The sequence below is a fragment of the Methylomonas paludis genome, assembly GCF_018734325.1.
Lineage (GTDB): Bacteria > Pseudomonadota > Gammaproteobacteria > Methylococcales > Methylomonadaceae > Methylomonas > Methylomonas paludis.
In genome coordinates this window covers 2,686,834-2,706,613 of the sequence record NZ_CP073754.1, presented here as the reverse complement: position 1 = coordinate 2,706,613, position 19,780 = coordinate 2,686,834, and the positions used below count along the sequence as shown (strand labels likewise).

The following is a 19,780-nucleotide window of genomic DNA, read 5'->3' as shown; positions in this document are numbered from 1 at the left end:
AGGATTTAGCTCATGAAAAAAACCATATTGACCATCATCTTTGGCTGCAGTGTCGTCTTGGCCTTAACCGGCATAGCCGGTCAGGCGCTTGCTCAAACCCCCACAGAAAAAGTCAGCCGTCCAGCGCTGACAGTAGCCGGCGTCAAACCGAAATTGATCGATATTCCGGTCAAACTCAGTGCCAACGGTTCCATAGCGGCCTGGCAGGAGGCCATCATCAGTGCTGATGTGAGTGGCTTGCGCCTGCTGGATATCAAAGCCCAAGTGGGTGATCAGGTCAAAAAAGGCCAGATTCTGGCGGTGTTTGATGATGAACAAGTGCTGGCGGATGTCGAGCAAAGCCGGGCAGCGCTGGCCGAGGCCGAAGCCAATCTGGCCGATGCCAAAGTCAACGCCGACCGGGCACGCGGAGTGGTCAGCTCCGGTGCCATTAGCGCCCAGCAAATCAATCAGTTTTTTACCACGGCAAAAACCGCCGCCGCCAAAGTCCAGTCCGCTAAAGCCCATCTGGATAACCAATTATTAAAATTAAAACACACCCGCTTGCTGGCCAACGATGACGGCGTGATTTCCGCGCGGAATGCCACCTTGGGCACCGTACCAGGGGTGGGTGAAGAATTATTCCGGCTGCTGCGCCAGAATCGCCTGGAATGGCGGGCCGAAGTCACCGCCGCCGAACTGTTACAGCTCCAACCGGGGCAGCTGGTCAATCTGGAAGTACCGGGGGCACCCAAAGTCGTTGGTAAAATTCGGGCATTGGCCCCGGCGCTGGATCAGCGCAGCAGAAATGCACTGGTCTACGTGGATGTGCCTGACGCTTACCGAAATGGCTTGCGCCCCGGCATGTTTGCTAGGGGCGAAATTGGTCTGGGGGCAAAATCCGGCCTGATGGTACCGCTGGATGCCATCAGTTTACGTGATGGCTTTAGCTTTGCTTACCGCATAGAACAGCTGGATGGTGAGCATGCCAAGGTCAGGCAGTTGAAGGTGCAACTGGGTAATACCGTGGGAGAACTGGTGGAAATTCTGGGCGGACTCAATGCCGACGATCTGTTGGTGGCCTCGGGCGCCGCTTTCCTGGCCGATGGTGACAACGTCAGAGTGGTGAGCAAATGAGTATCTCCACTTGGTGTATCCGTAACCCCATTCCGGCACTGATGTTTTTTGTACTGCTCAGCTTTGCCGGCATGCTGAGCTTTCAGGCCATGAAAATCCAGAACTTTCCAGATCTGGATTTGCCGACCGTCAGCGTTTCCGCCAGTTTGCCGGGGGCATCGCCTGCGCAACTGGAAACCGATGTGGCGCGCAAGATCGAAAACGCGCTCGCCAGTTTGCAGGGTTTAAAGCATATCACCACCAAGATTCAGGACGGCAGCGTCACCATGACCGTGGAATTCCGTCTGGAAAAACCGGTACAGGAAGCGGTTGATGATGTGCGCTCCGGCATTTCCAAAGTCCGGGCCGATTTACCCAATGAATTACGCGATCCTGTCGTCACCAAACTGGATTTGGCCGGTTCGCCGATTTTGGCCTACACCGTGACCTCCAACAAACTGGATGACGAGGCCTTGTCCTGGTTTGTTGATGATGCCTTAACCAAAAAACTGTTGCGTCTGCGCGGAGTAGGGGCGGTAAATCGGGTCGGCGGGGTCAGTCGACAGATATTAATCGCCCTAGATCCGGTCAAACTCCAGGCTTTAGGTGCTACTGCTGCCGATATTTCCAGTCAGTTACGTCGTATCCAGCGCGAAAGCTCAGGTGGCCGCACCGATTTGGGCAGTGGTGAACAGGCCTTGCGAACCCTGGGTAATGTCGCTACCGCCGGCGAACTGAAATCCATGCAAATCTCGCTGGCAGATGGCCGCAGCATCCGCTTGGAACAGGTCGCCACTATCAGCGATACCATCGCTGAACCCCGCTCTTTGGCGCTGATGGACGGCCAGCCGGTGGTCGGCTTTGAAGTCACTCGCAGCCGAGGCGCCAGCGAGGTGGAAGTGGGAGCCGAAGTGCAGAAAGTGCTGGCCGAATTGCAGACTGCTGATGCCGATCTGAAAATCACTGAAGCCTTTAACTTCGTGATACCGGTTGCCGAAGAATTTCAAGGCTCCATGTCCCTGCTTTATGAAGGCGCATTGTTGGCCGTACTGGTGGTCTGGTTGTTTCTCAGAGACATACGCGCCACCTTGATCGTGGCAGTAGCCTTGCCATTATCGGTTATCCCCGGTTTTGTCGGTATGCATTATTTCGGCTTCTCCTTAAATGTGGTCACCCTGCTGGCATTATCACTGGTGGTGGGTATCCTGGTGGATGATGCCATCGTGGAGGTGGAAAACATAGTCCGGCATTTGCGCATGGGTAAAACCCCGTATCAGGCCGCGCTGGAAGCGGCTGACGAAATTGGTCTGGCGGTCATCGCCACTACGTTTACCTTGATTGCGGTGTTTTTGCCCACCGCCTTCATGAGCGGTATCTCCGGCCGGTTTTTTAAACAGTTCGGCTGGACGGCGGCGCTGGCCGTTTTTGCCTCCTTGCTGGTGGCGCGTATGCTCACCCCGATGATGGCGGCCTATATCCTCAAGCCCACTAATGAAACCGAGCATAGCGATGGCCGCATTATGCGCAGCTATATGCTCACCGCTGCCTGGTGTTTACGGCACCGCTTTATCACCATTAGCGGCGCGGTGGCCTTTTTTGTGGGTTCAATTTTTCTGATTCAGTTTTTACCCACCGGCTTCATTCCCGCAGACGACAACCCGCAAACCCAGGTTTTTGTAGAATTACCGCCTGGATCGACCCTGGCCGAAACCAGGGCCGCCGCCGAACAGGCCCGGCAATTACTGACCCAGGTGGATTATGTAAAAAATGTCTACACCACCATAGGCGCAGGTTCGGCGGGTAGCGATCCTATGGCCGGGTCGTCTGGTAGCGGTGAAATTCGTAAAGCTACGCTGACCATCCTGTTGGCCAATCGCCAGGACAGGCCGGTGCGCAAACAGGTGATTGAGCAGAAGATACGCCAGGTATTAGAGATTATTCCCGGTGTCCGCACCAAAGTAGGTCTGGGCGCATCCGGCGAGAAATATATTCTGGTCTTGAGTGGCGATAATCCGCAAGCCCTGAGCCTGGCGGCCCGTGCCGTGGAGCAGGATTTACGCACCATACCGGGCTTGGGCAGCATCGTCTCCAGCGCCGCATTGATCAGGCCGGAAATCCAGTTGCATCCGGATTTTGCCGCAGCAGCCGACCTGGGTGTAACGTCAGTGGCCATAGCCGATACCTTGCGCATTGCCACCGTAGGCGATTACGACTGGTTTTTACCCAAGCTTAATCTGGAACAGCGCCAGATTCCGGTGGTGGTCAAAATTGACAGCGATGGCCGTCGTGATCTGGAACTATTAAAGCGTCTGGCCGTGCCGTCCAGCAAAGCCATAGGCCCGGTCATGATCGGCCAGGTGGCTACCATGGAATTATCCAGCAGTCCGGCGGTCATCGATCGTTATGACCGCTCCCGCAACATTAATTTTGAAATCGAATTATCCGGCGCACCCCTGGGCGATGTCACCACTGCCGTGGCTAATTTGCCCAGCATCACCAATCTGCCGCCCGGTGTCAAACAGGTCAATATCGGCGATGCCGAAATGATGAATGAACTGTTTACCAGCTTTGGGCTGGCCATGCTTACCGGCGTGCTGTGTATCTTTGTGGTGCTGATCCTGCTGTTCAAAGACTTTCTGCAACCCGTCACCATTCTGGCCGCCTTGCCCTTATCGTTTGGCGGTGGCTTTATCGCCCTGTTGCTCACCGGCAAAGCCTTGTCCATGCCGTCCATGATCGGTTTGATCATGCTAATGGGTATCGCCACCAAAAACTCCATATTATTGGTGGAGTACGCCATCACCGCCTGGCGGCACCAGGGGGTAAGCCGCTTGGAAGCACTGCTGGATGCCTGCCATAAACGCGCCCAGCCGGTGGTGATGACCACCATCGCCATGGGTGCCGGCATGTTGCCGATAGCCCTGGGCTGGGGTTCTTCGGATTCTTCGTTCCGCAGCCCAATGGCCGTCGCGGTCATCGGCGGTCTGGTCACCTCAACCGTACTAAGCTTACTGGTCATCCCGGTCGCCTTCACCTATCTGGACGACTTTAAAAATATCTTTATGCGCTACTGGCAAAAACTGCGCAGATAAACCTTAAATGCATACCATGCGCCGCCACCAGGCGGCGCATCAGTTTCCGGCTACCAACAATTAACCAAGGTAATAAAACAAATGTAGCCTCGATGCAGCAAAGCGGAATCGAGGGCGAGGGCTTAAAAATCAACCTTCAGTTTAAATTGCACGCAATATTTTGCCTGACTTAATTTAATTCGCTATGTTGTTATGATTGAATTGCCAATCCACCGTAATATGTGGGTTGTTTGAAAAGGTGCTCTCTAAGGAACCTCTGATTAATTCGCTATCTCGAATTTCTTGGCTAAAAAATCAATGTTTTGCGTATGGGTTTTTGTTGAAAAACTGTATTAATCAGAGGTTCCTTAAGATAAACTTCACATATAATGACATTTAGCAATTTTTATGTTTTAGGTGTGTTTTTTACCTGAAATCAAATTTGACTAAATTGAAACCCACTCTATCGATCAAACTCAAGGAAAAGTGTAGTGGTCAATATTTTTGAAGAAAAAAGTCAGTCAAGCCTTATCCTCGAAATCATTCTCGATTCAACGGTCAGCTACGCTTCCTATCAGAATCATGTGCCATTATTACGTAGTCTAAGGCTCGTAAATCAAGGAAATGGCATTGATAGCTCTGAATACCTTAATATCGAAGTTGTGATTAGAACGGAGCCGTTGATTGCTGATGTGCTTAGGTTACGATTCGATAAATTAGGTATCGGAGAAAGTCGCCAAATCAGCTCCTTGAATTTGAAGTTCAACCATGCGTATTTAGCCGAATTATCAGAACGCGAGCATGGGCGTTTGATCGTCCAAGTGTTATCCAACGAGCAGGAAGTTCTGGTATCAGATCACCCTATTGAGATACTGGCTTACGATCAATGGGCTGGCGCTCGATCCTTACCTGAGTTGTTAGCCGCTTTTTCATTACCGAATAATCCGGCAGTTGATCGATTAATCCATTCAGCGGGCGAACTACTAGCTAAGGCGGGAAAGGGTCAATCGATGAACGGTTATCAAAGTAAAAATCGAGAAATTTGCTGGACTCAGGTTTCATCTATTTATTGCGCTATCGGCGCTATTAACATTCATTACACGGCACCACCCGCCTCATTTGGAACGGACGGACAGAAAATCCGAACGCCAGATCGTATTCTGTCAGGCGGGGTTGCCACCTGTATGGATTTGGCGATGCTATTGACTTCTTGCTTGGAACAAGCGGGCCTGAATCCCATCATCTTAGTAAAAAACGGCCATGCATGGGTGGGTTGCTGGCTTATTAATACCAGCTTTCCAACATCTGTATTCGATGACGCCCAAGCCATTCGCAAACGCGTTACCAGTGGAGAATTAATAGTATTTGAAACCACCACATTAACGCATCGTCCAATCGGTTCTTTACGCGGAGCATGCGATCTTGGTCTCAGCCACCTCCAGGACGAAGCCGAATTTCTGTTTGCCATTGATGTACGGCGTGCTCGAATTGAGCAAGTACTGCCCTTACCCAGTCGTGGTCATGTAGCCAATAAACCCTTAGATAATATATTTGATCTCGCGCCCTTGATAGAAGCGCCACCGGTTCTCCCTTCGCTTGATGGCGAAACCATACTCCTGGATGAGGATGTTGTGCCTGAAAGTCCCGAAGGACGATTAGCGCGTTGGAAGGCAAAATTACTGGATTTAACTTTACGTAATCGGCTGATCAACTTTAAACCTACCAAGCTGGCTTTGCCATTGAGAGTGCCTGATTCGTGTCAACTGGAAGATGCGTTATCCGATGGTAAAGGGTGGAAGTTTAGGCCCCTACCGCAGATTATGCAAGGTAACGATCCACGAGAGGCCGAGCTTGCCCGGTTCCGAACCGGCGAAGATCCTATTCGGGCAGCAGCGCTTGCGGCTATGCGCGAAATGGAATTACTAGCAGACGTAGAGCCTAAAACCCTGGATACCCGTCTGCATGAAATATACAGCGCCGCAAAGTTAGGTCTTGAAGAAGGTGGGGCGAATACCCTCTATCTTGCCTTAGGATTTCTGCGTTGGGCAGAGGACGAAAGGTCTGAAAAAACCCATATCGCACCAATTCTGTTGATTCCAGTCACCTTAATGCGTTTATCCGTGCGTAGCGGTTATTCGATCAAACGTCATGATGATGAAGCCATCGTAAATCCCACGCTACTGGAATTATTGAGGCAAAATTTTCAACTTACACTGAAAGCACTCGATCCTTTGCCGACAGATACCAGTGGCGTTGATGTTGCGGCTATTTGGCAAATTTTCCGCTTGGCGGTTAAAGAAATTCCACGCTGGGAAGTACTGGAAAATCAGGTCTATTTGGGGATTTTTTCATTTACGAAATATCTGATGTGGAAGGATCTGCAAGACCGTGCTGAGCAACTGAAAAAAAACAAGGTGGTGAATCACCTGATTGAGCGGCCATGCGAATCAATGGGGGCAGGGCATTCCATATTGGATCGTCATGATCTGGACGAACGGCATTCACCTGAAAGTCTTCTGACACCCATGCTGGCGGATTCATCACAATTAAATGCGATCAGCCGTGCTTGTTCGGGTGTGGATTTTGCGCTTGAAGGGCCGCCAGGCACCGGCAAATCGCAAACCATCACTAATTTAATAGCGCATTTCCTCGGCACTGGTCGGTCTGTATTATTTGTTTCGGAAAAGATGGCCGCGTTGGATGTAGTCCATCGTCGGTTAATTTCTATTGGATTGGGGCCATTTTGTCTACAACTCCATTCGGCTAAAGCCCGTAAAGCCGAGGTATTAGAGCAACTTAGAATATCACTGAATGTATCCAATCGTTTCACTGAGGAGGGTTGGCAGAGGGAAGCCCTTCGATTATCCGGATTGAGGACAAATCTGAATGATTTTGTGCGTACTTTACACCGTCAACATCGTAACGGACTGACGGTACAAGCTGCGCTTGGTACAGCCATTAAATTTAAAAATTGGAAAGCCGCAGCAATGTCTTGGGCAAACCCAGAAGTTCACAGTATAGATGAATTGGTGCAGTTGCTAGAGCTTTCCCGATCCATGCAGGCCGTTGCCGGTGAACTACATTCTCTTACAGACCACCCGTTGGCGGCCATTCACCATGCCGATTGGACAAATGCTTGGGAAGAAAAGTTATTTCAACACTGTCAGCAACTTCAGGAACGGATAGAAGCCCTCCAAAGCGCAGTGCCCCCTATTGAAAAAATTTTTGATCTAAATTTAGGCGCGGCTTCAATAGAATTGTACCGGGCTATTGACCGTCTGGCAGCTATCTTGTTGCAAGCTCCACAAGTCCCTGTCGGACTGGCGCAGCGTGTAAATGACAGTACTACGCTGGCCCAAATACAATTAATGCGTCAGCATGGTGAAAAACGTCAATCACACTGGGACAAACTATCTGGATCGTTTAAACCGGAAGTCGCTAAAGCGGATGGTGGCCGTCTATCAGAAGACTGGGACTTGGCGCTACTCGCTTGGTGGCCAAAACGCTGGTTTTCAAAACGTTCTGTTCGCAGCCGTTTACAGCTTTACACGCTGAACCGTAAACGTCCAAAGATTACCGATGTCCTTTTTATTCTGGGCGAATTGTGCGGACTGAACGCCGAGGATAGGCGACTCGAAAGCCTTGAACCCAGGGCAACCGAATTACTGGGTTTCGAGTATAAAGGTCATGAAACCAATTGGAAAACCGTCCAAGAACATGAAATCTGGTGTCAAAATACCAGTCAGGCGCTAGTCTCGTTTTCAGGCATCCTTGATTTAAAGCAATACCAGGACATCACAGCACGTTTCCTTAAACTCGGTGGCGAGCAGCGAGAGCTTCTTGCGCCCACCAGTCCATACGCAGTGCAATTGGCTGAGTTTAGGGATGCTTGGCGAGAGTTTCAGCAAAAACTGGATGTGCTCGCCGAAATCGCCGAATCCGGCGAGCAGTTGGTGGGTACAAACCGACAACAAGCAGGTTTGACTAGTCGTATTCTGTCTACGCTCTGGGATTGGAATCAGCAACGGCGCTCGCTTAAAGTCTGGTGTCGCTGGCGCGATCTGCGTAACCAGGCGCAAGCCTCAGGTTTGTTGGGAGTTGTCGAAGCAGTCGAAAAAGGTGAAATCGAGATTGCCGATTTGGAAAAGTTCACGGAATATTCCTACCAGAACTGGTGGCTGAAAGCCGTAATCGATAATGAACCACTGCTCAGGAAATTTTCAAGCGCCGACCACGAACGAAAAATCAGGGAATTTCAGCAAGCTGATGAAAACTTCCAAAAATTAACAGAGCTGTATATCGCTGCTGTCCTAAGCGGGAAAATTCCTCATAACAAAGATGGGCAGAAGCCCGATACTGAAATGGCTCTTCTGCTGCGTGAATTGGCTAAACAAAGAGCGCATATCCCAATCAGAAAGTTGGTTCAAGGTATTCCAACATTACTGCCAAAGCTGAAGCCATGCCTGCTCATGTCACCCATTTCAGTAGCGCAATATTTGGACGCGTCCCATGCAGATTTTGATATTGTCGTTTTCGATGAGGCTTCACAGATCCCGACTTGGGATGCCGTGGGCGCGATTGCCCGAGGTCGCCAGCTCATTGTGGTCGGTGATCCTAAACAATTACCCCCCACCAATTTCTTTGGTCGTTCCGATCAGGCTGAAGAAAATGACACCGAAAATCTAGCCATCAAGGATTTGGAAAGTATACTCGATGAATGTTTAGGAGTTGGCATGCCGACACTTCGACTGGAATGGCATTACCGTAGTCGCCACGAGAGTCTGATTAACTTTTCAAATCATCGATATTATGATTCCAGACTGATTACCTTTCCTTCGCCGGTGACTAATGATGTTGCGGTAAAACTCGAAGTGGTCGAAGGTATTTATGACCGAGGTGCGACCCGCACCAACCGGGCAGAAGCTGAAGCCATTGTCGATGCAATTGTTTCGCACTTTTCCGATAATTCCCTTCGCCGTTTTACCATGGGGGTAGTGACATTCAATCAAACACAACAGCGCCTCATTGAAAAACTTCTGGATGAAGAACTGCGTAAAGCCCCTCTACTAGAAAACCATATTCAGGAACATGGAGCCGAACGACTGTTCATCAAAAATTTGGAAAATGTGCAAGGCGACGAAAGGGATTTCATATTATTTTCGGTAACCTACGGTAAAGACGCGGCTGGCCGAATGCCAATGAATTTTGGTCCGCTCAATCAGGAAGGCGGAGAGCGCAGACTAAATGTAGCAATTACTAGGGCACGGATGGGCGTCACTATCTATAGTTCGATACGACCAGAGGAAATTGATTTATCTAAATCACGTTCAACTGGGGTTGCCGATCTTAAAAATTACTTGGAATTTGCACAAAAAGGGCCGCGTGCGCTAGTTGAACAATCAATTCCTACCGGTCGAGAACCTGATAGTCCCTTTGAAGTTGAAGTCATACGCAGTTTACGCAATAAAGGCTGGATCGTTCATCCTCAAGTAGGATGTTCAGGCTATCGCTTGGACATGGCGGTTGTTGACCCTAAAAACCCAGGCCGGTATATACTTGGCATCGAATGTGATGGCGCAACTTATCATTCATTACCTACCGCAAGGGATCGAGACAGATTAAGAGAAATGGTTTTAAATGGCCTGGGATGGAAGTTGCACAGAATTTGGTCGACAGATTGGTGGACGGATCCTCAGAGAGAAATTGAAAAGCTGGAAAATAACTTAAGCCAATGTATTGAAAGTCAAGCTAGGGGTTAGCATAAATCGTTCGTAGTGGAGTGTTTCCGGAGCTTTGGCACTAAATTGCCAATCGTCATTGGGGTAAGGCCTATCCTACGGCAATTGTGATATATTGATGCAACCTTTGGTTTATTAAAGAATTCAATTTGGAAGCATTGGAGAGTAAGTGTTTGGTTATGCCTACCAACTATCAATCCTCGCATTACAAAGCCTAAACCCATTGCAATAATCCCCGATTTATTCCCAACCATACCCAGGCAATATGGCATAATCAACCCATAGTCACTGTCTGCTCTATACCGTGCAAAAATCCTTTAAATTACAAAGCGCTTACCAGCCTGCCGGGGATCAGCCAACCGCGATACGGCAACTGGTGGAAGGTATCAATGACGGCGAAGTCCACCAGACCTTACTGGGTGTGACCGGTTCCGGCAAAACCTTTACCATCGCCAACGTCATTCAGCAAACCCAGCGACCGGCCATGATCATGGCGCATAACAAAACCCTGGCCGCCCAGTTATACGGGGAAATGAAAGAGTTTTTCCCGGAAAACAGCGTGGAATACTTCGTTTCCTATTACGATTATTACCAGCCGGAAGCTTATATTCCTTCTTCGGACACCTTTATTGATAAAGATGCCTCGCTGAACGAACATATCGAACAAATGCGTCTATCCGCCACCAAGGCCTTGCTGGAGCGCCGCGACACCATCGTGGTGGCGACTGTCTCGGCTATTTATGGTCTGGGTGAGCCGGAATCCTATTTTCAGATGGTCTTGCATCTGGTGCGCGGGGATATCATCAAGCAGCGCGATCTCCTGCGCCGCCTGGCCGAAATGCAATACACCCGCAATGATATAGAATTGCGCCGGGCCACTTACCGGGTCAGAGGCGAGGTGATTGATGTGTATCCCGCGGAGTCGGAAGAACTGGCCATCAGAATCGAATTGTTCGATGACGAAATCGAACGCCTGTCGCTGTTCGACCCGCTCACCGGTGAAATCAGTCAACGTCTGGCCCGTTACACCATCTACCCCAAAACCCATTATGTCACCCCGCGCGATCAATTATTATCCGCCGTGGAAAAAATCAAGGTGGAACTGGCCGAACGTCTGGCCCAGCTACGCGATAACCATAAACTGGTGGAAGCACAACGTCTGGAACAGCGCACCCTGTTTGATATTGAAATGATCCTGGAAGTGGGCTATTGCTCCGGTATCGAGAATTATTCCCGGCATTTATCCAGCCGGAATAGCGGTGAATCACCGCCCACCATGTTTGACTATTTGCCCAAGGATGCCTTGCTGATCATAGACGAAAGCCATGTCACCATTCCCCAAATCGGCGCCATGTATAAAGGAGACCGTTCCCGTAAGGAAACCCTGGTGGAATACGGTTTTCGGCTGCCGTCCGCGCTGGATAACCGGCCCTTGAAGTTCGAAGAATTCGAGCAAAAAACCGCCCAGCGCATCTATGTGTCGGCCACCCCAAGCGTCTACGAACAAAATCTATCCGGCGCGGTGGTGGAGCAGGTGGCCCGTCCCACCGGTCTGCTCGATCCGGTGGTCGAAGTCCGGCCAGCCACCACCCAAGTCGATGATCTGCTCTCGGAAATCGGCAAACGGGTGGCGGTCAATGAACGGGTGCTGGTCACTACCCTGACCAAGCGCATGTCTGAAGATTTAACCGATTACCTCGGCGAGCACGGGGTAAAAGTGCGTTATCTGCATTCCGATATCGAAACCGTGGAGCGGGTGGAAATTATCCGCGATTTGCGGCTGGGCGTGTTTGATGTGTTGATCGGCATCAACCTGTTGCGGGAAGGCCTGGATATCCCCGAAGTTTCGTTGGTTGCCATTCTTGATTCAGACAAGGAAGGGTTTTTACGCTCACAGGTATCGTTTATCCAAACCATAGGCCGGGCAGCGCGTAATGTTAACGGCAAAGCGATTTTGTATGCCGACAAAATCACCAAATCCATGCAGTTCGCCATCGATGAAACCGAACGCCGCCGCTTTAAACAGATCGCCTTCAATCTGAAACACCATATCCAGCCGCAAACCATCAACAAACAGATTACCGATATTCTGGAGCTACCGATTCCCGGCTCCGGCGGTTCTATTAGTCACGCCCGAGCCAAAGTGGCAGAGCCCGCAGCGGAATACCACGCCATGACCCCCAAGCAATCAGCCAAGGTTTTGAAACAGCTGGAAGAAAAAATGTATCAGCATGCCAAAAACCTGGAATTTGAAGATGCGGCCAGAGTCCGGGATCAAATCCGCTTGTTGCAGGCCGAAATGGTGGTTTGAACGTAATGGCTTATGTTTAATTTCAGGTAGCTGCTTGGTACCTAAAACTTATTGAAAAACAGGTGCTTGTAGGATGTGCTAAACGCAGTGCAGCGCATCATTCGAAACTAATACTTTATTTAAAATGAATCGTGCCACTTTACACTGAGTAATTAGGGTTTCGAAGCCAATAATCCTCTGATCTCCGCAATACACGACCCACAATTAGTCCCGGCCTTTAAACAACGCCCCACATCCTGCACCGTTGCCAGTCCCTGAGTTTTGATAGCTGCGCGTATGGTTTTCTCGCCGACATTAAAACAGGCACAGATCACCTTGCCGCTATCCTCGCTGCCTATCGGCGGTAGGCCGGATAACACCACTTGTCTTTCCGCTGGTTCAAGCTCAGCTTTGCTGAACAGACTGGCTAACCAGTCACGGTTGGGCAAAGTAGGCCCTCGGCCAATAAACAGCAAGGCATCCAGCCGGTTTTGATTAATCAGTGCCGCCCGGTAAACGCCCAGACCGGTATCCTGATATTCCAGCCAGCCAGCAGTAATATTGCCAGGCAGATTGACTTGCCCCTTAGCCCATTCCAGCCAGTTTGCCGGACTGGATAAGCCGGCCAGTTCGTAACGGTAATAGTCGGTGCCGGTATTTTTTAGCCAATATTCCGTTGTAGGTGCAGCCAGTTCAGTCCGGGATAACATAAAGCCATACCATTTGGCCTGAAAAGCGTTGATTCGTACCGGCGTGTGTTTGCTCTCCGGTTGTTTGGAGATGGGATCGACGACCGGATTGACCAAGCCCCCCATTCGCCCGCGACTGGCGTATTGCCCGGTCCAGTGCATGGGTACAAACAGGTTGCCGGGCTGTATGCTGTCAGTAATGTGCACTCTGGCCAGCATACTGCCCCAGATGCTGTTGATTTCGGCCAGGCTGTCGGCGGCCAGACCATAACGCTCAGCGTCTGCCGGGTGTACTTCCACAAAAGCTTCCGGTTTGTGCTGATTCAGTTTACTTGCCAGCGCGGTGCGGGTCATGGTGTGCCATTGATCACGCAAGCGTCCGGTGTTTAAAATCAAGGGATAAGCTGCATTCGGCGCATTAACGGGCTTGGTTGGGCTAACCGCTATAAACTGGGCTTTACCCGATGCAGTAAAAAACTGCTGATCAGCAAATAATCTGGCCCGGCCTTGCGGGTAATCCTGATTTAGCGGCCATTGCCGGGGGGGGAGTTCAGCGTATTGCTGATGGCTGATGTCAGCATAAGCTGAAAGGTCAAAATCGCGGCGGCCATGTTCGGCATCATTTTCAAATGCGGAAAGCGCGGCATGTTCCCGAAAAATATCAGCAGCACCCTGATACGCAAAGGCCTGAGCAAACCCCAGTCGTTTCGCCAGTTCGGTGACGATCCACCAGTCCGGTTTGGCCTGACCGGCTGCCGCAAACAAGGCGCGCTGCCGGGAAATCCGCCGTTCGGAATTGGTGACCGTGCCGTCTTTTTCGCTCCAGCCCTGGGCGGGTAATAATAAGTGGGCCAATGCAGTGGTATCGGTAGCCGCGATACAATCCGAAACAGCCACGAAATCGCATTTGCCTAAAGCCTGTCTGACTTTATCGGCATTAGGCATACTCACGACCGGGTTGGTGCCCATAATCCATACTGCTTTTACTTTACCAGCATCAATAGCGTCAAATAGCTCAACTGCCGAATAGCCGGCTTGGCGGGCAATATTGCGGCTGCCCCAAAAACGGGCGACCCGATCGATATCCTCCGCATTGCTAAAATCCATGTGGGCAGCCAATTGATGAGCCAGGCCCCCGACTTCGCGGCCACCCATCGCATTAGGCTGGCCGGTCAGCGAAAACGGCCCCATCCCGGCTTGACCAATCCGCCCCGTGGCAAGATGGCAATTGATGATGCTGTTGACCTTATCGGTGCCGGAGGCGGATTGATTAATACCCTGGCTGTATAAGCTCATGACTTTTTCGGTGGCGGCAAACCAGCTATAAAAAGTCTGCAAATCCTGAGCTGGCAGGGCGCATTGTTGGGCCACCCGTTCCAGACTGGCGGTGCCGGCCAGTGTCAGTGCTGCCGAAAATCCTTGGGTATGCTGGGTTATATAGTCCCGGTCGATGGCTTGCTGCTGATGCAAATAATGCAGCAAGCCATTGAACAGCCAGCTATCACTACCAGAAGCCAGTGGCAGATGCAGATCGGCAATATCGCAGCTACTGGTCTGGCGCGGGTCTATCACGACCACTTTCAACAGCGGATTGGCGCTCTTGGCTGCGCGGATACGCTGAAAACTTACCGGGTGACACCAGGCGGCATTGGAGCCTATCAGGATGATCAAGTCTGCCAGTTCGAAATCCGCATAACAGCCAGGCACGGTATCGGCTCCAAAAGCGCGTTTGTGTCCGGCTACCGAAGAGGACATGCACAAGCGGCTGTTGGTATCAATATTGGCGCTGCCGATAAAACCCTTCATCAGCTTGTTGGCCACATAATAATCTTCGGTTAATAATTGTCCCGAGCCGTAAATGGCCACAGCATTCGGCCCATAAGTGCTAATAGTGTCGGCAAAGGCCGTAGCCAGCGCATCCAGCGCCAGTTCCCAGCTACAATCCTGGCCGTGCAAACGCGGTTGCAGCAGTCGGCCCTGCAGGGTGACGGTATCACCCAGCGCCGAACCTTTGGAACATAAACGGCCAAAGTTGGCCGGATGATCAACATCACCGCTGATCACTACCGTGCGTGCCAGTGGGTCAACTTCAGCGCTGATGCCACAGCCGACCCCGCAATAGGGGCAAGTGGTTTTGATGGTTTTAGGCATGAATAATCATTACATCCTGGCTAATGACGGACGATGGCGCGATCGGCATAGGCTTTACCAAAAATTAAGGCATCGCGGCGGGCGCTGATATCTTCACCACTTTCCAGCAAGTGCTGATACCACGGACCATCCTCGGTGTCACCGTAAAGTACGGCTCCCACCAGACGGTTATCTTTAAGCAGCAGATTTTTGTAAATGGCCCGCTCAGGGTCTTGATAACAAATCTGGCGGGTTTGCTGTCCGCCACTGAAATCGCCGGCCGAAAACAAATTAATGCCGCTGACTTTCAGCTTGGTGGCAGTCGGTACCTGCACAAAGCGGGCAACCCCGTGGCCACTAAGATGATTGGCGCAGACGCTGGCCTGGGCAAACAGCGGGGCAACCAAACCAAAAGTGGTGTCGCGATGCTGTATGCATTCTCCCACCGCATAAATGCGGGGATCATAACTTTGCAGGGTGTCATTAACCACTATGCCGCGCTGACAAAACAGGCCGGCTTGTTGCGCCAGACTAATATTGGGGCGGATACCGATAGCCATCACCAATAAATCGCAGGCCAGTTCGCGGCCATCCTCACAGCGCACGGCACGGATATGTTGCTGCTGGTTGCCCAGTAAGGCTTGTACCTGGCTGGTCATGCAAAATCGCACGCCGCGTTGCTCCAGTGCCGTTTGCAGCATCCGACCGGCCTGATTATCCAGTTGCCGGTTCATCAAAACGGCATGATTGTGGATGACGGTGACGTCCATGCCGCGCAGGGCCAGGCCGTTGGCGGCTTCCAGCCCCAGCAAACCGCCGCCCAGCACCACCGCGTGTTGATGGGTGCGGCTGTAATTGAGCATGGTACTGACATCAGCAATATCCCGGAAGCTGATCACGCCAGCCAAATCATGGCCCGGCACTGCTGCGATCACCGGTTTGGCGCCAGTGGCAATCAGCAGTTTGTCATATTCGGCTCTACTGCCGTCGCGGGTCAAAACGCTGCGTCTGCTGCGTTCAATTTTTACCACCTCCTTATCTGTCCCGGTTTGTAAGTTAATCCCATTAGCCGCATACCACTGCCGGTTATTAATGACGATATCGGGTAGCGCTTTTTCACCGGACAGCACGCCAGACAGCATAATCCGATTGTAATTGCCGTAAGGTTCAGCACCAAATACCGTGATGTCATATTGATCGGGGGCGGCGCACAGCAATTCTTCAACGGTGCGCATTCCGGCCATGCCGTTACCAATCACCACCAGACGCTGTTTCATAAGCTGGACTCAGGGCAAATTTGCACCGCAACCCGCTGCTGGCTGATGCGAACCGGGTAAGTATGGATGTGAATGTCGGCATCCTCAAAACAGCGTCCGCTGGTCAAACTGAAATGTTGTTTGTACAAAGGCGAAGCCAGCATGGGTTCGCCGCCGATATCACCCACCATACCGCGTGCCAGCACATTGGCCTTACCGATGGGATCAAAGTTGTCCACCGCGTAGACCTGATCAATTTTAGACAGATAAAACAGCGCCACCTGGCGACCTCCAGCCAGAACGCAGATCCCCGAATCGGCTATCAAATCATCCAGCCCGCATACCTCTATCCAGTCACTCATAGCCGCTCCTCCACCAGCTGATAATGCTGGCGTTCCTCTGGCTTAGCCGGGCGAATCTGGCCGCGTTCTTCAACAAACACAATATGATTGTCAGCCTGGTCACTGTTAACAAAATGCCGGAACCGTTTGAGTCGGGTTTCATCCTGCAAGGTAGTTTTCCATTCGCATTGATAGGTGGCGATGATATGTTGCATCTGTTGTTCCAGATCAGCACACAATCCTAGTCTGTCATCTATGACCACCGCCTGCAGATAATGCAGGCCGCCTTCCAGATTATCCAGCCAGACCGAGGTACGTTGCATACGGTCAGCCGTCCGTACATAAAAAATCAGCAACCGGTCTATATATTGAATCAAGCTGGCCTTGTCCAGGCTGGTGGCAAACAAATCGGCATGGCGCGGTTTCATGCCGCCATTGCCACAGACATACAGATTCCAGCCGGCTTCGGTAGCAATAATGCCGATATCTTTACCTTGTGCTTCGGCGCATTCGCGGGTACAGCCGGACACGCCGAACTTGATTTTATGCGGGGCACGTAAACCCTTGTAGCGGTTTTCCAGTTCTATGGCCAAACTCATGCTGTCATCCACCCCGTATCGGCACCAGGTGCTGCCGATACAGGATTTCACGGTACGTAGCGATTTGCCGTAGGCATGTCCAGACTCAAAACCGGCGGCGATCAGTTCCTGCCAGATCAAGGGTAATTGTTCCACTCGGGCGCCAAACAGATCAACCCGCTGGCCACCGGTGATTTTGGTATACAAGCCATATTTTTTGGCCACCTGACCTAACACGATCAGTCCATCCGGGCTGATTTCGCCGCCGGCAATGCGCGGAACTATCGAATAAGTACCGTCTTTCTGCATATTGGCCAGAAAAATGTCATTGGTGTCCTGCAAACCGATATGCGCCTGGGCCAAAATATAGTCGTTCCAGTAAGAGGCCAGTATCGAACCAACCGCCTGTTTACAGATTTCACAGCCCAGGCCGCGGCCATGTTTGTCCAGCAGCTCGGCAAAGGTTTTAAGCTGTTCGACTCTGATCAGATGATATAAGTCCTGGCGGGTATGCGGAAAATGCTCGCAGATGTCGGTATTGATTGCCACACCGGCTTTTTTCAGCTCGCCATCCAGCACGGATTTCAGTAGGGCCGTGCAACCGCCGCAACCGGTACCGGCTTTGGTTTCCGCTTTCAGGGCCGCTACGCTGGTGCAGCCGGCGGCAATGGCCGAGCACACGCTGGCCTTATCAACCGCGTAACAGGAACAGATTTGCGCGCTGTCCGGCAAGGCATCCGGCCCCAAACCGGTCGGCTGATCAGCGCGGGCCGGTAAGATCAGCGTCTCGGGATTTTCCGGCAGGGTCATGCCGTGTAAACAATACTGTAGCAGGCTGCTGTAGTCATTGGCATCACCGACCAGCACCGCGCCCAGCAGCCTTTTGTTGTCGGCACTGACTATCAGACGTTTGTAGACATCGGCGTGGCCATCCTGATAACTGTACACCAGCGCCCCAGGGGTTTTGGCATGGGCATCACCGATACTGGCGACATCAACCCCCAACAATTTTAATTTGGTGCTCATATCGGCGCCACTGAACCAGAGTTCACTGCCGCCCAATTGCGCGACCACACAACGGGCCATGCTGTAACCGGGGGCCACCAGACCGAATATCTGGCCATTCCATAACGCGCATTCGCCAATGGCGTAAATATCGGCATCGGAAGTCTGACAGGCATTGTTAATCACAATCCCGCCGCGTGGACCTACTTCCAGGCCACAGTCACGGGCTATTTGGTCTCGGGGTCGAATCCCGGCGGAAAACAGCACGATATCGGTTTCCAGTGCCGTGCCATCGGCAAAAGTCATTTTATGCAGGCACTGTTCGCCGGCGGCGATCAGCGTGGTGTTTTTTTGCAGGTGGATTGTTAAGCCCAGATTTTCAATTTTACGTTTCAGTACACCGCCGCCGGCCTCATCCAGTTGCACGGCCATCAGGCGTGGGGCAAATTCGATAATATGGGTTTCCAGACCTAAATCGCGCAGGGCTTTGGCGGCTTCCAGACCCAGCAAGCCGCCGCCGACCACGGCACCGACTTTGGACTGGTTGGCAGCGGCCTGGATGCGTTCCAAATCTTCAATGGTGCGGTAAACCATGCATTGCTGACGGTCATGCCCGGCAACCGGCGGAACAAACGGGTATGAGCCGGTAGCCAGCACCAGCTTGTCATAGGCCACGCTCCGGCCCTGTGCCGAAGTGATCCGCTTGCGCTGCCGGTCTATACTCACCACCTGATCATCCAGATATAGAGTAATGTCATGTTCATCGAAAAATTCTGCGGAAACCAGGGATAAGTCTTCCGCCGTTTTACCGCTGAAATACTCGGATAAATGTACCCGGTCATAAGCGGCACGCGGTTCTTCACCAAATGTGGTAATCCGATATTGGTGCAGGGCAGGGCTGGCGGCCAGACTGGCTAAAAAATGCTGTCCCACCATGCCATTGCCGATAACGACCAGATTTTGTTTATGACTCATACCCACACCTCATTCATTTTAGATTGCACCGCGTGCCGAGACGCTGCCAAAATTCCGTACCGATAGCTGATTCAGTATTTTTCGGGCATAAAAAAAGGCATCCTGAATTGTAATGAGGGAAACTCATTCAATCAGGACGCCTTTGTCCAAACTCACAATAATCAATAATCTCGGCAGGAGACTTGCAGAACTGACAGCAATAAACAGGCCAAAACAGCAGATCCAGACTGGACGGGCTTGCCGGACATCACTGGCTGGTTAGATTTCAGTAAAAACTGTCAAGATGGTGCAAATTGATGGTGCGAGCGCACCATTATGGATATATTTTTTGTAAGCACTCAGTGTCCAAATATCACTTTAAAAACAGATAGTTGTAGGATCTGCTAAACGCAGTGCAGCGCATCATTCGAAGCTAATTACTTGTTTAAAAACAGTGTTTCAAAATTTATGCTGAATAATTTCCTATTTTTAATCAATAGGCTTGGGCATTAGCCGTATAGCTGACTTTGATAAGGTCTGAGTGTGATCTATTCGCTTGCAGCTTAGGGGTAAGGATGTCACTTCACACAACGGCACGGCCTGGCCGCTTATGCTTATATGGCATGTTATCTG

At 51.3% G+C, this 19,780-nt stretch carries 8 protein-coding genes; 4 read left to right on the top strand and 4 right to left on the bottom strand.

Annotated features, from left to right (window positions below):
- Window positions 1-12 precede the first annotated feature (12 nt).
- The 4 genes from KEF85_RS12075 to uvrB all read left to right on the top strand — a co-directional run bounded on the left by KEF85_RS12075 (window position 13) and on the right by uvrB (window position 12,215).
- Entirely contained in the window at window positions 13-1,116 is a 1,104-nt protein-coding gene (locus KEF85_RS12075; RefSeq protein WP_215580907.1) for an efflux RND transporter periplasmic adaptor subunit, read from the top strand.
- Window positions 1,113-4,187, top strand: a complete 3,075-nt coding sequence (locus KEF85_RS12070) for an efflux RND transporter permease subunit (protein ID WP_215580905.1) — start codon at window positions 1,113-1,115, stop codon at window positions 4,185-4,187. The genes KEF85_RS12075 and KEF85_RS12070 overlap by 4 nt, the downstream gene beginning before the upstream one ends.
- A gap of 470 nt (window positions 4,188-4,657) precedes the next feature.
- Window positions 4,658-9,925 (top strand): anti-phage protein ProA, encoded by a 5,268-nt coding sequence (locus tag KEF85_RS12065; RefSeq protein ID WP_215580903.1) that lies wholly within the window; start codon window positions 4,658-4,660, stop codon window positions 9,923-9,925.
- Window positions 9,926-10,208: 283 nt separating this feature from the next.
- Entirely contained in the window at window positions 10,209-12,215 is a 2,007-nt protein-coding gene (gene uvrB, locus KEF85_RS12060) for an excinuclease ABC subunit UvrB (protein ID WP_215580901.1), read from the top strand.
- 152 nt (window positions 12,216-12,367) lie between these two features.
- On the opposite strand, the gene KEF85_RS12055 is transcribed toward uvrB, so the two are convergent.
- Genes KEF85_RS12055 through nirB form a run of 4 tightly spaced genes read right to left on the bottom strand, consistent with a single transcriptional unit; the run spans window position 12,368 to window position 19,168 of the window.
- Window positions 12,368-15,034 carry a nitrate reductase gene (locus KEF85_RS12055; protein WP_215580899.1) on the bottom strand — a complete coding sequence of 889 codons (2,667 nt, stop codon included), beginning with the start codon at window positions 15,032-15,034 and terminating at the stop codon, window positions 12,368-12,370.
- A 20-nt stretch (window positions 15,035-15,054) separates the two neighbouring features.
- Window positions 15,055-16,290, bottom strand: a complete 1,236-nt coding sequence (locus KEF85_RS12050; RefSeq protein ID WP_215580897.1) for an NAD(P)/FAD-dependent oxidoreductase — start codon at window positions 16,288-16,290, stop codon at window positions 15,055-15,057.
- On the bottom strand, window positions 16,287-16,631 hold the full coding sequence (gene nirD, locus KEF85_RS12045) for a nitrite reductase small subunit NirD (protein WP_215580895.1): 345 nt from the start codon (window positions 16,629-16,631) through the stop codon (window positions 16,287-16,289). The genes KEF85_RS12050 and nirD overlap by 4 nt, the downstream gene beginning before the upstream one ends.
- Window positions 16,628-19,168, bottom strand: coding sequence for a nitrite reductase large subunit NirB (gene nirB / locus KEF85_RS12040; protein ID WP_215580893.1), 2,541 nt, complete (start codon window positions 19,166-19,168; stop codon window positions 16,628-16,630). Before nirB ends, nirD begins: the two co-directional genes overlap by 4 nt.
- Window positions 19,169-19,780 lie beyond the last annotated feature (612 nt).